General features: G+C 40.9%; 13 protein-coding genes. 5 read left to right on the top strand and 8 right to left on the bottom strand.

Translation table 11 applies throughout. The features are described 5' to 3' along the window. Positions 1-36: 36 nt before the first annotated feature. The 3 genes from ABWW58_RS09480 to ABWW58_RS09470 form a co-directional block, all read right to left on the bottom strand. Positions 37-1,176, bottom strand: coding sequence for an MGDG synthase family glycosyltransferase (locus tag ABWW58_RS09480; protein WP_353868903.1), 1,140 nt, complete (start codon positions 1,174-1,176; stop codon positions 37-39). Positions 1,177-1,191: 15 nt separating this feature from the next. After that, positions 1,192-1,707 (bottom strand): glycosyl-4,4'-diaponeurosporenoate acyltransferase CrtO family protein, encoded by a 516-nt coding sequence (locus ABWW58_RS09475; RefSeq protein ID WP_353868902.1) that lies wholly within the window; start codon positions 1,705-1,707, stop codon positions 1,192-1,194. Between the two features lie 274 nt (positions 1,708-1,981). Further along, positions 1,982-2,935, bottom strand: a complete 954-nt coding sequence (locus ABWW58_RS09470; RefSeq protein WP_353868901.1) for a helix-turn-helix transcriptional regulator — start codon at positions 2,933-2,935, stop codon at positions 1,982-1,984. Positions 2,936-3,061: 126 nt separating this feature from the next. On the opposite strand from ABWW58_RS09470, the gene ABWW58_RS09465 reads away from it, so the two are divergent. Further along, entirely contained in the window at positions 3,062-4,303 is a 1,242-nt protein-coding gene (locus ABWW58_RS09465; RefSeq protein ID WP_353868900.1) for an MFS transporter, read from the top strand. Between the two features lie 37 nt (positions 4,304-4,340). Here ABWW58_RS09465 and ABWW58_RS09460 read toward each other — a convergent pair whose 3' ends face one another. From ABWW58_RS09460 to ABWW58_RS09445, 4 genes are all read right to left on the bottom strand, one after another. After that, a complete protein-coding gene (locus tag ABWW58_RS09460; protein WP_353868899.1) occupies positions 4,341-5,525 on the bottom strand; it encodes an RNA-guided endonuclease InsQ/TnpB family protein in 1,185 nt (394 codons plus the stop codon). A 280-nt stretch (positions 5,526-5,805) separates the two neighbouring features. Then, on the bottom strand, positions 5,806-6,234 hold the full coding sequence (locus ABWW58_RS09455; RefSeq protein ID WP_353868898.1) for a toxin-antitoxin system TumE family protein: 429 nt from the start codon (positions 6,232-6,234) through the stop codon (positions 5,806-5,808). A 1-nt stretch (position 6,235) separates the two neighbouring features. Continuing rightward, positions 6,236-6,973 carry a helix-turn-helix domain-containing protein gene (locus tag ABWW58_RS09450; protein ID WP_353868897.1) on the bottom strand — a complete coding sequence of 246 codons (738 nt, stop codon included), beginning with the start codon at positions 6,971-6,973 and terminating at the stop codon, positions 6,236-6,238. A 229-nt stretch (positions 6,974-7,202) separates the two neighbouring features. Continuing rightward, entirely contained in the window at positions 7,203-9,752 is a 2,550-nt protein-coding gene (locus ABWW58_RS09445; protein WP_353868896.1) for an EAL domain-containing protein, read from the bottom strand. A 395-nt stretch (positions 9,753-10,147) separates the two neighbouring features. On the opposite strand from ABWW58_RS09445, the gene ABWW58_RS09440 reads away from it, so the two are divergent. Both ABWW58_RS09440 and ABWW58_RS09435 read left to right on the top strand, forming a co-directional pair. Beyond that, a complete protein-coding gene (locus ABWW58_RS09440; protein ID WP_353868895.1) occupies positions 10,148-11,083 on the top strand; it encodes an L-lactate dehydrogenase in 936 nt (311 codons plus the stop codon). Between the two features lie 112 nt (positions 11,084-11,195). Further along, complete coding sequence (locus ABWW58_RS09435; RefSeq protein WP_353868894.1) at positions 11,196-11,756, top strand: sugar O-acetyltransferase; 561 nt, start codon at positions 11,196-11,198, stop codon at positions 11,754-11,756. A 37-nt stretch (positions 11,757-11,793) separates the two neighbouring features. On the opposite strand, the gene ABWW58_RS09430 is transcribed toward ABWW58_RS09435, so the two are convergent. After that, a complete protein-coding gene (locus tag ABWW58_RS09430) occupies positions 11,794-12,012 on the bottom strand; it encodes a hypothetical protein (protein ID WP_353868893.1) in 219 nt (72 codons plus the stop codon). A 233-nt stretch (positions 12,013-12,245) separates the two neighbouring features. Here ABWW58_RS09430 and ABWW58_RS09425 point away from each other — a divergent pair, with 233 nt between their 5' ends. Together ABWW58_RS09425 and ABWW58_RS09420 are read left to right on the top strand one after the other, a co-directional pair. Further along, a complete protein-coding gene (locus ABWW58_RS09425) occupies positions 12,246-13,325 on the top strand; it encodes a FecCD family ABC transporter permease (protein WP_353868892.1) in 1,080 nt (359 codons plus the stop codon). Positions 13,326-13,328: 3 nt separating this feature from the next. Beyond that, positions 13,329-14,090 (top strand): ABC transporter ATP-binding protein, encoded by a 762-nt coding sequence (locus ABWW58_RS09420; protein ID WP_353868891.1) that lies wholly within the window; start codon positions 13,329-13,331, stop codon positions 14,088-14,090. The last annotated feature ends 1 nt before the right edge of the window (position 14,091 follow it).

Raw genomic sequence — 14,091 nt, 5'->3', positions numbered from 1 at the left:
CGTTTTTTTGGACTTCAGTCGTTAAAAAAAGAATTTTCAAGCGGTTGGCAGATCTTTAGATGCATTAGTTTCCCCAGCTGTTTGTATGATCAGCTCAGCAATCTCGCGCGCAGATTCAGGTTTTCTGAATCGATACTGGCTTTGTGCGATTTGCAGGAGCTTCTCGCCGTTATTGACCAGTAATTCAGAAACCATGTCGTTCAGACGGTTTAGGTTCGTGCAATAAAGACCTAACTTGTGTTTTACGACAAACTGAGGATTCTTCGCTTCTTGGCCTCCCAGAGCGCCGGTGATGATGACCGGTTTACATAGGTTGACCGCCTCCATTAATACATTTGGGCTTGCCCGAGTGATCAGAAGATCAGCTTCCATCATACGCGCCTTTATTTCCGTAATAAATCCATAGATTGTAACGCGCTTCCCAATGTAAGGAGAAAAAGCATTCTCCATCAATTGAATTAATGCTTTGTTATGTCCGGCAATAATTGATAGGTGAATTTTATCATTGTTAAGCAATGTTTTTGCGATTTTCAGAACCTGAGTCGATCCCTGACTCCCGCTAATCAGAAGGATTGAAACAACTTCTTTTGACGCGTGGCAGTGCGGTTCGGGAAGACTGCGGTCACAGAATGTGTCGCGTACGGGGAATCCGGTTAAAAATAATTGCTCATGCGCCATACCTACCCTGAGCATCTTTTGCTGTGCCTCATTTGATGGGCATATAATATACGTTGCGCGTTTATCTGCCCAAAGGCTTGTAACGTTGTCCAGATCCGCAATCAGTGAGATAAACGGGATATCCAAATGTGACTGATCCAAGATGTCTAAAACCGAACCAACGAAAAGATTATGAACGGATACGATTATATCCGGATGAAAGGAATCGATCTGCTTTAATAGAGACTTTTTGATGCTTCGAGCAACAAACCGATTGACAACTGGTTTAAACGGATTACTTAATTGATAGAAAAGCCCCCAAAGCGCAGGGAACTTCACTGCAAACGAGTCATAATTGTGACTGGAAGAGCGCAGAACCCAGCTGCCGAGACCGAATCCATCAATTACAGTAAATTGACTATCAGGATATAAGAGCAGTAACTGCTTGCTCAATGCTTCAGTAATACTTTTATGACCGTTCCCCGTGTACTCGGATGAAAGAAACAGAATCCTATTCACAGAAAAAACTCTCCTCTAGATATCTTTATGGAGCACATCCAAATTCAACCTATTCCCTCTAATCGTCATCTTTTTATTGGCGAGAATACTTAAAATTCTTGGACGATTATACCGTTGGATAATAATATATGGAAGATTGCAGAGTACAGCAAAACCAAAAATGAAAAGTGAAATGCCGGTATGATTCCATTTTGTAAAAAGAAGCGAACTGATGATGATGCACCAATGGACCAATTCGGCACGGCATGTCTCCAAAGCGAATCTGCATAAATACTCGGTGCTGTATTGTTTCATTTGTTTCTTTGAAAAAAGGAAGGACAGAAAATCACTGAGTTCCGGCAAACTATTCTTCCATCTTTTCACGCTAAACCAATGCTGATAGAAATATCCGTCTTTTTCCCAAGCTCTCACCTTAAATAACCAGCTGTCATGGTGAAAGATAGCAATTGGGAGTTTAATCGAAATAACCGTATTAATTATTGAGATGATCACGAAAACAAGTATATTATTGATCAATGCAAGTAATTTCATAAGGATCATCTCTCTTTTGTAAATCAGGTTACCTTTATATGTGGTCTGAAGTAGGACGTCTGACCAACCCCAGCATAGAAATGATGTGAATGTTATCTTGGTCGAGAGAAAATACAAAATCTAAATTAATAATAACGCTAAATCCTAGAGAAAAGCAGAGTGTGAAAAAAAAACGAAAGAAATAATTAAAAAATACGGCTTTTCAGATTTCGTGACAATCTCGATTTTCCCTCAGCTCACACCAATGAATTACCTTTTTCAATAACGGCTTACCTCATTGTTTGCCATATAGGTTAACTATTTTTTGCGCTGATTCAATGACTTTTATTTTCAGTCTTTCAGGTTGAACCACCTCTGCTTTTGAGCCGAGAGCGAGTACCTCTCGCAGTGCTTGGTCAAAGGTTTCAAACTGGATGTTAATGATCAGCCATTCTTCATTTGGTTCATGATCTTGTATTTCTAAGGTATATCCATTCTTTGAGAGTTCATGGAAACCATCTGGATGAGTGCGAAGCAGCACTGGATAACGGGGACGTGAGTTTTCAAATTCACGGCACCAGGTTGACCAGAATGAAGAAATAGAGAATTGCTCTGGAAAAGTGAATGGCGTATGGGTCACGTTAAGCTCTGTGATCCGAGATGTACGATAAACTCTCAGCGTATTGTCATGCTCTGCAATTAAATACCAAACGCTCGTTTTAGCGACAAGACCATAAGGGGCAACTTCTCGAAAAATTAGTTCTCCGTTTTCCTTTTGATAGTTGATTTGAATCTGCAAATTGCGCTCCAACGCTTGTTCAATGGTTGGCAATGCGGCAATGGATTTATGATTGCCAAACCAGACTCCGGAATCCAAATAGATGCGCCGTAGAAATTGATTGGTTTCACTTTTATAGGATTCAGGCAGATTCTGTATTATTTTTTTCACAGTCACAGGTTGTGTCGAGATGCCCAAATCTTTGAGAAGCTCCGCCGAACGATTAATTAGCAAACTCTTTAATTCAGGCAAACTCATACCTGAAATATCGATACGAAAATGTTCATCCAAAGCAAAGCCCCCATGAGAACCACGAATCGCATAGATAGGGACACCGGCAAAGTTTAATGCGTCAATATCTCGGTAAATGGTTCGCTCAGAGACTTCAAGCTTTTCCGCGAGACATTTTGCCGATATCACTTTTTTGCTTTGTAACGTGAAAAGAATAGATAATAATCGATCCGCACGCACGATGACCTTGCCCCTCCCTTTTTTTTCAGTATATCATCGATATATGACAAAGGATGTCAAGCTTAATCATTAATCTAAAGGAGTGGTTTAAATAAGAATGCATTGAAAGTCAGGTGTCTCGTAAAAATGGATCGTATCTTTTCCTCATTAAAAAAAAGGACATGGTGGATTTTATTCGGGTATACGATATCTTTGTTTGGAACCGGGCTGACCGATCCTTTTCTCATTCTTTATCTGCATCAGCTGAGAGCATTTTCACTTTCTCTGTCAGGATTGGTCATTGGGACGAGCGGTTTTGCCGGTGCGGTCGCCATACCGATTTCAGGACTCCTGATTGATCGGTTTGGTGAAAAACGCGCTTTTCTTTCTGCTTTAATCATGAGCGCATTGGGGCGGATAGCTTATGCTGGCGCGTCTCGCTTAGAATGGGCGTTTCTTGCAGCAGTACTATCAGGCGCTGGGGCAGCGGCGGCTTGGAATGCGCTATCGGTTGTTCTTGCCAATTTAGTTAAGAAAACACAGAGAGCCAGTATTTTTGGGGTCGCTTTTGCCTTGCAAAATATGGGGCTTGGTTTGGGCTCTGCGTTTAGTGGTCTTTTATTTCAAACACATCATCTAATCATTTTTCAAATGATGTTTTTTTGTGATGCTGCGACTTATGTCCTTTTTACTTTATTCGCTTATGGGCAAATAGAGGAAAATCATAAACAATTGCGCACACGATACAAATTTGATATGCGATATTTTTCTCTTCGTACGATGACTGGACATGATCAAGCGTTACTGTTGCTTTCATTTGGATACTTTGTCATTGGCACAGTAATGACCGGAATAACCAGTACGTTGTTTCCGCAATGGGTCACTGTTCAGGCGCGAGCATCGACGAACATTGTTGGTCAGGCATTTCTGGCCAACAGTATCGTCATCGTGTTGGGACAAGTTATTGTTTTGAAAATAATGAAGAATAAACGAAGGACCAGAGTCCTTGCCGCGTCCGTTTTCATTTTTGCCGCTGGATACTCGATGATTTTTATTTCCGGATTTGCCCATTCGAAAGCAGCGTCACTGGCTTTGATTAGCGCGCTATCCGTAACGGCAGTTGGCGAAACGCTGCTTTTTTCAACGGTTCCTGCGTTAGCGAATGAGCTTGCACCCATGCAGGCGAAGGGAAGATATAACAGCGTAATCAATACAGCATGGCAAATGGACGCGATCATTGGTCCGATGGTCACTGGGATTGGACTTGGCATGCATCAGGATGAAAGATTGCTTCTGCTTTCTATAATGTATTCAATCAGATACACATCATCTATTTGTGTATCTTCCATTTTAGTCAGTCCTGTCATCATTGGTATTCTGAATGGGTGAGGGACACCTTATCACATGGACCAACTCTCGAACCCTCTTAGGTGGATTGTGCACCCTCAGTAGTAAGCCCTACTGCATAGTGAATCAAATTGTTTACTGCGTTTTCATCACGATTCATCACAGTTCCGCATTCATAACAACGATACGTATGATGCTCGTGATAGATGGTGTCGCCTTGCAATGTCATTTTATCTGATCCTGTTTTAACATGACCGCAATGCGAACATCTTTGTGTGCTTGGGTAATAACGATCTGCCACAATGAAGCGATTACCTTTCCATTCACTTTTGTAGTGAATCATATCTCTAAATTTACGAAACATGGAACGGTGAATGTTCTTCGCTAGACGCTTATTCATCTTCATCCGATTGACATCCAAGTCTTCAATACAGATCGTGTGGAAATCCGCGCTTAATTGATGGACAAACTTCTTTAAAAGATCTTCTTGAATCTGAGCAATTCTTTGGTACGATCGTTTAAGTTTGGTTCTCACTTTACGATAGTTAGTACTTCTGAACTGATTCGGATTCGAAACTCTTTTTCGAGCGAGAAGTCTTTGATAATGCGTTATACGTTCATATAATTTAATTAAATGATCAGGTAAAGTACTGATCGTTTTGCCATCGTTATAGTTAAAGTGTCCTATATTTACGTCAACGCCTGCAACATCTTTACCTTCACTTAACTCATTGTCGTTCGTGTCGATACTGAGACATGCGTATAACCCATCTGGTTCTTTGACAACTGTAGCCTTCTTTATTTGTCCTTCGAATCGTGGTGATTCTGCCATCTTAATACCATACCAGGTGACATTCCTGTCTCTAGGCTTATCAAGTATTAATTTGCCGTTCTTAATCTTCGCTCGATCCGTAGTAAATGATTTCTTGCTTAACTTCTTTGACTTGAATTTCGGCCGATCATGGTGAGGCATTTGTGGATTAAAAAAGTTCTTCCAAGCCTTGCTTAATGATGCTACGGATTGTTGCAAGACTCTGGCGGATAATCCAAACTGCCAATCTTCTTTGTGTGCGACTAATTCATTTCGCACAGCGTACTCATTAGGCTTTTTATTATTTTCTTTGTCAAATAAATGTAATTCATACAGAGTGTTCCATGTTTCAAGAGCCAAGTTCCAACAATATCTATGGTAGTTGAACAACTTGTCAATGTGACGCTTCATTGTTGTGTTAGGGTATATTTTGATTTTATGTGTTTTGATCACCTTCCTTCAGCTCCATTAGTGAAGATTTTTATCATTTTCTATTTTCTTCTTGTACTTGCGTCGTCCATATATCCGATAAAAGGGTATAGGCACTTCCTTTATAAGGTGTATGCAATGTACCACATTAGTTAATATTTGCCGATGATTTAGTCAACTGTTTGTTTCTCATATTTATTTTTATTCTAATGGCTCTTGCTCCACTTTTTATTGGATTGGAGAAATTCTTAAAAAATGAATAAAGAGGATTCGGTTTTGATCATTCATCATGAGATAAATGTTCTTAGATCTCTTTACCGTCATACGGATTTCCACTGACAATAAAATCCTTTATTACAGAAAGTGCATGATCCAAATCATGAATACTGTAATTGTTTTGGACGGGATGTCTGTTCCCAGGAACATAATGATGGTGATGCGGATTTGTTTTCAGTCCACCATGATCATGTTCATTTTCCCATGAACTTATATTTCCAGCGGGTCTGGTACTGACTTCCCAACAATACCTGTATTGGCGCAATTCATCATGGGAATCATACCATTCTCTTACCCTTAATTGCGTATTTCCGTAAAAACAAGGATTGAAATACAAAGTGATTTTTACTCGGACAGAATCCGGATCGGTGTTATCGATATCTTGCAATAGTGGAGGCTGACGAAATAGATTGGAATAGTTCTTAAAGAGAATACTGTATTTACTAGAATCAGGCATCTTACTTTGACCTTTTTATATGTTTCAACAGTTCTTTCTTTTCTTCGATTAGTTCATGCCAATCGTACACATCGACGGCTTCGTTAAGACTGTCAATTTCATCGTTAGAAAGATCACCATAAAGGTTCTCAAACGTATCTCCATAGTCCAATTCAAAAATATTGATCTCATCTTGAACAGCTTTATATTTCTCACGGGTACCCTGTCTTCTTTTCTTATCCTCCTGAACCATCCATTGCAATTCAAACGCGGTTCCCGGATCTTTCCACAAGTCGATCGTTGATTTGGCAACTTTTCTTACATTATTGCTTTTTTTATATTCCATTCCTTTTTTAATGTAGTTATAAATAGACTGTCTGCTGCAATTCAGTTCAGAAGCCGCATCTTCGACAGACAATAACTCGGAATCTTGATAGTCGAAGTCAATATAGCCTTCAACCGTTGTTTGGAGAAATAGTTTCTGAAAAGCTAATTTCACCTCTGAAAAATTTCTGCAACTATTAAGTATATCTAGTGCTGTAATCAGTTCTTTTTTAATTTGAATGCTACTCATGGCTTTGTATACGGGCTCTCTCACTCCAACAAAGCGAACGGAATCCGGAAAAATATTAGGAATAGTTGTTGCAAATAAATTGATGATCGAAACGATTTCTTTTTCAATTAATTCTGCATCACTGCGATCAAATGCGATGCTGATGGACTCCTTCGATTTTTCGTAGACAGCAGTTGACATATTCATGCCTCCCTTTACCTCCATTATGATCCGTATTTGAAAATAATTCAATAAAGTCTATTTACACTTTAACCATTTTGTAAATAGACTATTCACTATTTATATAATGATGCATTAGCTGATCGTTAAATACAGAACGGGTGAGGCTGCTCATCAAGTGTACATTGGATACAGACTTGCTGGTGCTGGAGGAAGGCGTATCCGCTTTTCAGTATGCAGATGGATCGGATACAGTTCACTTTGCGAATACGCTGTATTTATCCGTTGTCACAAAATCACAATCCGGCGGCAACGGATTCTCGTTAAGAAGCAATGCAAACTTATTCAGCAATTGAGAAAGAATCATGCGTTCATTCTCATCAAGGTTAAACTTAAAACCATACTGAAATACCTCAGATTTTAGCTCTTTGGTCCAAACGACTGACCCCAAAAGTGTCAAACTTTTTCCTGAAATGGTTGTTTCAATCTTTAAGATCAGAGCTGAATCAATGCTAAAACGTAAGTCAGAGAGAAAGCACAAGCCGCCTAAACCAATATTTTCAATAAGGATGCGCGTGTTGCCCAATTTAACGCGTTGCCCATGAAATTGATCAAGGGTTATCGTGGCACTTAGAGAATAATCAAGATCCACTCTGATATATTTTCTTCGGTTTTCGTTGGCCTTACTATTTCTCGAGACTGGTACAACAGGAGCTTCCACTTCTTCCTTTCGTAATAGCTCCGTGAACGTATCAGCTGGAACAGGTTTGGAGAAAAGGTAGCCTTGTATGACATTGCAGTGAAAATCCTGTAACAGCTGCAGCTGTTCTTGAGTTTCCACTCCTTCAGCTACCACCTTCATTTTTAAATGATGCGCGAGTTCAATGATTGATTTGATAATGTACTTAGAACTTTCATCGTCGATGTCACCTAACGCGTCAATAAATGACTTATCAATTTTTAACGTATTGATTCGGCCTTTGAACCGCTTGAGGTAGGAAAGTGATGAATAGCCGGTTCCGAAGTCATCCAGATTGATTCCAATCCCATTCTGCCTGAGACTATCGAGAATCGTAAAAACAGTTTTCTCATTCTCAAGGAGAGCTGTTTCAACGATTTCGACCTCTAAGTATTTCGGGTCCAAATGAGTCTGTCCAAGTACGTCCAAGAGATTAGCAGTCAGATCATGATCCAAAAAACGGGTTGCGGACAGATTGATCGAGATCGGAATCAAAGGCAATTTTTCATCTTGCCAGGCCTTGTTTTGGAGACAAGCAGTCTTTTCAATCCATCGATCGATTTTACGCATCATACCAAACTTTTCCGCTAAAGGAATAAATTCTGTTGGCGATACTAATCCCCATTCCGGATGATTCCATCGAATCAATGCTTCAGCACCTATAATATGCAGGGTGGCGATGTCTACTTTAGGTTGATAATATAATTCAAATTGATTCAATTCCAGCGAATTTTGTAAATCCGATGCTAAATTAAACCGTTTGTAACCGATGATATCCATCGTATGTGTGTAAATCTGATATTTATTGTGTTTGTTTTCTTTCGTTCGATGAAGCGCAGAATCAGCATGTTTTATCAAGGTCGTTGCATCTTCACCATCGTCCGGAAAGATACTGATACCGATACTGAACGAAATCGGCAATCGGTAATTTTTAACGATGAAGGGAGCCCTAAACGCATTGAGGATTTTCTCAGCATGTTTGGTGACCGTGTGATGAAAAACATTTGGGCAGAGAACAAGAAATTCGTCTGCGCCGATTCGAGCAACAAACTGATGATGATCAAGAATTTTTTTTAGCTTATTAGCGAACTGTTTCAGTAATTCATCGCCGGTTGGATGTCCCAATGTATCATTAATGTATTTAAATTGATCCAAATCCACATACATCACGGCTAATTTTTGATTCAAAGTTTTACTGACGACAATCTGCTGGTCTAATTTTTCACGGAAAAATCTGCTGTTTGGAAGTCCGGTTAATTCATCATGATCAGCAAGAAATTTTGATAGTAAATGTGCTTTTTTATATTTCGTGACATCTTGAACGGAACCCACAATGGTTGCTTGATTTTGATACATGATTTTTTTTACATGACATTCATAATAATGCGTGCCGTCCTCTTTAATTGTTCGAAAGGATACATCTTCCCCAACTTCGCCAACCGTTAATTTTTCTATGATCAATTGTATGGCTGATTGATCATCAGGATGCAGGTGATTTAGGAGACATGTACGTTTCATAAGATCGGGTCCAACAGAGGCATAAAAGTTAGGGTTTCCATAGATCAACTTATTGCCTTGATAAATAAAAATGCCAAACGATGCTTCATCGGCTAAGCTTTTGAACTTCAGTTCAGATTCGACTAAGGATTTTTTTAATAGGTTTTTATTTGTTAGATCTTGGACAAGCCCAAATGCGCCAATAATCTGTTCTTGTGATCGTGCCGGCATGAGGGTTAATTGACATTCGATTTTAGTCCCGTTTTTGTGTATAAGGACAGTATTAATGTACTGGTTTTCACCAATCAGAACCTTCTTAAACGCTTCTTTATAATGTATAACTTCCTTGTCCGGCATGAATTTATCAAATTTATTTAAAATGATCTCATCATTTGTGTAGTCAAGACATTCCGAAAAACGTTTGTTTGGTAAAGCAATCACCCCATTAATATCCATATAAAACCCTATGTCCGGATTGCTATTAAATAAGGATCGGAAAAATAGATCAGGATATTCAATCGCGTGGTCTATTGAGAGATCTGCATTGTTATTACGTCTGTTATCAAACATTATTTATGCCTCCGTGGTTCAAACTGGGACAAACAATCCAGGTGCTCAAAGGTATCTTTGTGATATAAATAATAGTACATTTGTATGACTTTGACTATATGATTTTAAGCATATGTGTGCCTAACTGGTGCACTAGTTGCTGTTTTAACATCTGTATAGATTTAGCATTTTCAGTGCGGATTCATCAACTTTAACAATTAGAAAAATTGAAACAAAATTCAAAGAGATCACTGCGCAACTTAGCATCACTTCGTTATTGTGTTTGATGATTTTCAAAAAGTGTTCCTGAAAAATCACAAACTATTTAAAATACAGTTGATTCAGTAAACGCTCATTGTGCTAAGATAGAATTGGATGTACATAGTCAAATTCATTATGAGGGTGGAGATAGATAGATGAGAAAATATGCGATTATTGGTCTTGGACACGTTGGTGCGGCGGTTGCATTCCAGCTTGTATCCAAGGGGATTGCCGATGAACTGATTTTAATCGACACGAACGAAGGACTTGCACGCGCAGAACAGCTTGATTTACAGGACATGCAAGGACGGATTGAAACCCGAACAATCATTAAAATCAATGATTACAGCGAGCTTGCCGATACGGACATCTTGTTCATTACTGCCGGCAATATTCTTGCGTATGCGGAAAAGGATGCAGCCGGTAACCGTTGGGCTGAATTCAAATACACGAAAAATATTGTGCAAGATATTGCGCCTAAGGTTAAAGCGTCCGGTTTCCACGGCGTTGCTATCGATACGATGAACCCATGTGATGCGATTACGCAGTATTTCCAGGAAAATACCGGACTCAGCCGGCAGCAAGTTTTTGCTACGGGCACATTCCTTGACACGGCTCGGATGCAGAAAGTGGTTTCGGATCAATTTGAATGTGATCCGAAAAATGTTTCTGGTTATGTTTATGGTGAACACGGAGAATCTCAATTCAGCGCATGGTCAACCGTTCGCGTGAACGGGCTAGACATCACTGAGCTCGCGAAAGAGCGAAACCTGAATCTGGATGATCTTGAAGAAGCAGCTCGCCGCGGCGGCTGGGAAGTATATTCCGGCAAGGGTTATACAAGTTGGGCGATTTCTACTTGTGCTGTCAAGCTCAGTCAGGCAGTTCTTTCGGATGCCAAGGCGGCATACATTTGCTCCTGCTATAACGAAAAGTACGGCACCTATGTGGGTCAGCCGGCAATCATCGGTAGGGACGGAGTAGAAGAAGTCATCACTCTGCCGTTAACTGCTGAAGAGGAAGCAAAATTCAAACACTCTGCGGATACAATTAAGGAAAAATTCCAAGCGTTTGATAAACAACCTAACTAATTAATGATGCAAAACTAGGCTATTTGTAATAGGCTCGGTGGTTGAAATCCGATATTTACTTGGACTTCGGCCACCGATTTTCTATGAAATTCAAAAATAAGGAGTCCAATTAATGACAACCGAAAAAGAAAAAATGATTAATGGAGAGCTGTATGACGCGTCGGATTCGATATTAATAAGCGATCGCTTGAATGCGCGGAGGCTGACAGGATTATATAATGAAACGCTCGAAACAGAGCGAGATAAGAGAAGGGGATTATTAAAACAGCTCTTCGGGTCAACCGGAGATAAGTTATACATTGAGCCAACGTTTCATTGCGATTATGGCTACAACATCCACGTAGGCGACCATTTTTATGCGAATTTTGATTGTGTCTTTTTAGATATTTGCGAGATTCGCATTGGAGATAACTGCATGTGTGCTCCGGGTGTTCATATTTATACTGCGGCGCACCCGCTTAATGCGAAACTGCGTACATCGGGTGTGGAATTTGGGAAGCCGGTAACAATTGGCGACAATGTTTGGATCGGCGGGCGGGCCGTGATTAATCCTGGGGTTACGATCGGCAATAATGTCGTCATCGGATCAGGTTCAGTCGTCACCAAGGATGTGCCGGACAATGTGTGTGTCGCCGGAAATCCGGCAAGAGTTTTGAAGAGAATAGAGGAGTAAAAGGACTGCTTCATTCATGGAGTTTTGACAAAATTGATCAACGCGTAAAACGCTCGATAAAAGTACCAAGGCGCTCGATAAACCATTGGAAACGCTCGATAAAAGTATCAAAGCGCTCGATAAACCATTGGAAACGCTCGATAAAAGTGTCAAAACGCTCGATAAACCATTGGAAACGCTCGATAAAAGTGTCAAAACGCTCGATAAATCTGCAGAAAACATCGTCACACGATATACCTTTTTTTAATGAAATCAAAATTAGTGCACCAGAACTCGCTCAAAGTCAAAGTTGAACGAGTTCTTTTTTTTGCTTTATTTTTTTGAAAGCTGAATGAGGGGAAGGCGTCGTTTAATCACGTCCAGTCCTTAGTAAAGCTTTTTTAGTGTGACGATAATCACAAAAAAGTCTTGTTTTTTGGTACATTATGGCTTAAAATCATAATAGATAATGATAATCATTATCACTTGAATTGTGGAGAGGTGATTTCTTTGGTCAAGCACAGAGTTAGGAGTGATCGAATCGGCTATTTTTACTATCCGATTATATTGTTCCTACTCTTTTTGATTGCCATTTCAGCAGTATATTCCGTATCAATCGGACAAGTACATATTCCATTCGGGCAATCGATGAATATCTTACTGCACGTGCTTACAAATGGCAGTTTGGGTTCTCCGGATGCGGTCGGAAACGAATCCTATTTCAACATCATCTATCAGATCCGAATGCCGCGCGTGATTTTTGCTTTGCTGATCGGTATGGGCCTTTCTCTATGCGGGACCGTAATGCAGGCTGTTGTGCAGAATCCGCTTGCGGATCCATACATTATCGGTATCTCTTCCGGAGCTTCACTTGGAGCGACCATCGCGATTCTGGTTGGGTTTGGATCCAGCGCGTTTTTCGCTAACTTCGGGGTCGCTTTTGGTGCATTTGTTGGCGCGGTTATCACATCTGCCGCTGTGCTTTTACTCTCGAGCATTGGCGGAAAGGCGACCTCGGTGAAGCTTGTACTCTCGGGAGTTGTCGTTGGCGCTTTTTGCAGCTCGCTCTCAAGTCTGGTCATCTACTTTGCCAACAACGCGGAGGGTGTTCAGCAGGTCGCCTTCTGGTCAATGGGAAGTCTTGCTCCGTCAAGCTGGGACAAGGTGCCGATTTTAACAATCGTCGTGCTGCTTGGGTGTGGCATTTTTCTCTTCCAACATCGCGTTCTGAACACGATGCTGCTCGGTGATGAATCAGCGGTGACGCTTGGGATTAATCTAAGCGCATTTCGTAAGCTTTACATGGTGCTCGCAGCGTTGATCACGGGAACAATGGTCGCTTATTCCGGAACAATTGGCTTTGTCGGACTCATTGTTCCGCACATTTGCCGCGGGCTCTTCGGCGCGGACCATAAACGTTTGATGCCGGCGACGCTGCTCTTAGGCGGTCTCTTTCTCATCTGGGCAGACATCTTGTCCCGGACGCTGGTTCCCAATGTTGACCTTCCGATCGGGATCATCACCTCGGTGATCGGTTCACCACTCTTCATCTATATGATTGTGAAAAAAGGCTATAACTTTGGAGGCTGAGGAATGGAACTTGCCGCAAAAGAACTGCATGTACGAATGGGAAAAAAGGAAATCATCAAAAATGCTTCTGTCTTTGTGAAGAACAAGCAGTTTGTCGGGCTGATCGGGCCGAACGGCTGTGGGAAATCGACACTGCTTAAAAGCATCTATAAAAGTCTGACACCTCAAAGCGGAAGCGTTTTTTTAGGCGATCTTAATGTCTTAAAGAGCTCGGAGAAAAAGGTGTCGCAGCATCTGGGTGTTGTCGGACAGTTTAATGAAATGAGCTTTGATTTAACTGTTGAACAAATGGTGCTACTTGGGCGTACACCGCACAAGAAATTGCTGGAATCGGATCAAGCGGATGATTATGAGATTGTCGAAGAAGCATTGAGACGGACGCGATTGCAAGACTATCGAACGCGCAGCTACCTGTCGCTGTCCGGCGGTGAGAAGCAACGGGTTATTCTTGCGCGCACCATTGTCCAGCAGCCGCAGTTGATGATTCTTGATGAACCAACGAATCATCTGGACATTCGCTATCAGTTTGAAATTCTATCCTGCGTGAAGCAGCTCGGAATCAGCGTACTAGCAGCGCTTCATGATTTAGAGTTGGCGGTGATGTACTGCGATTACCTGTACGCGGTTAAAGACGGGAAAATATATGCGCACGGGAAGCCGGAAGAAGTACTGACGCCTGAAACTGTTGAAGCACTCTATCAAATCAAATGCCAGACTTATATAAATCCAGTAACTAAACGATTAGGCTTTGCCTACGGAATTTGAG

This window comes from Sporolactobacillus caesalpiniae (assembly GCF_040513385.1).
Lineage (GTDB): Bacteria > Bacillota > Bacilli > Bacillales > Sporolactobacillaceae > Sporolactobacillus.
Note: the sequence above shows the minus strand (reverse complement) of the source record. Positions and strands in the feature narration are given on the sequence as shown.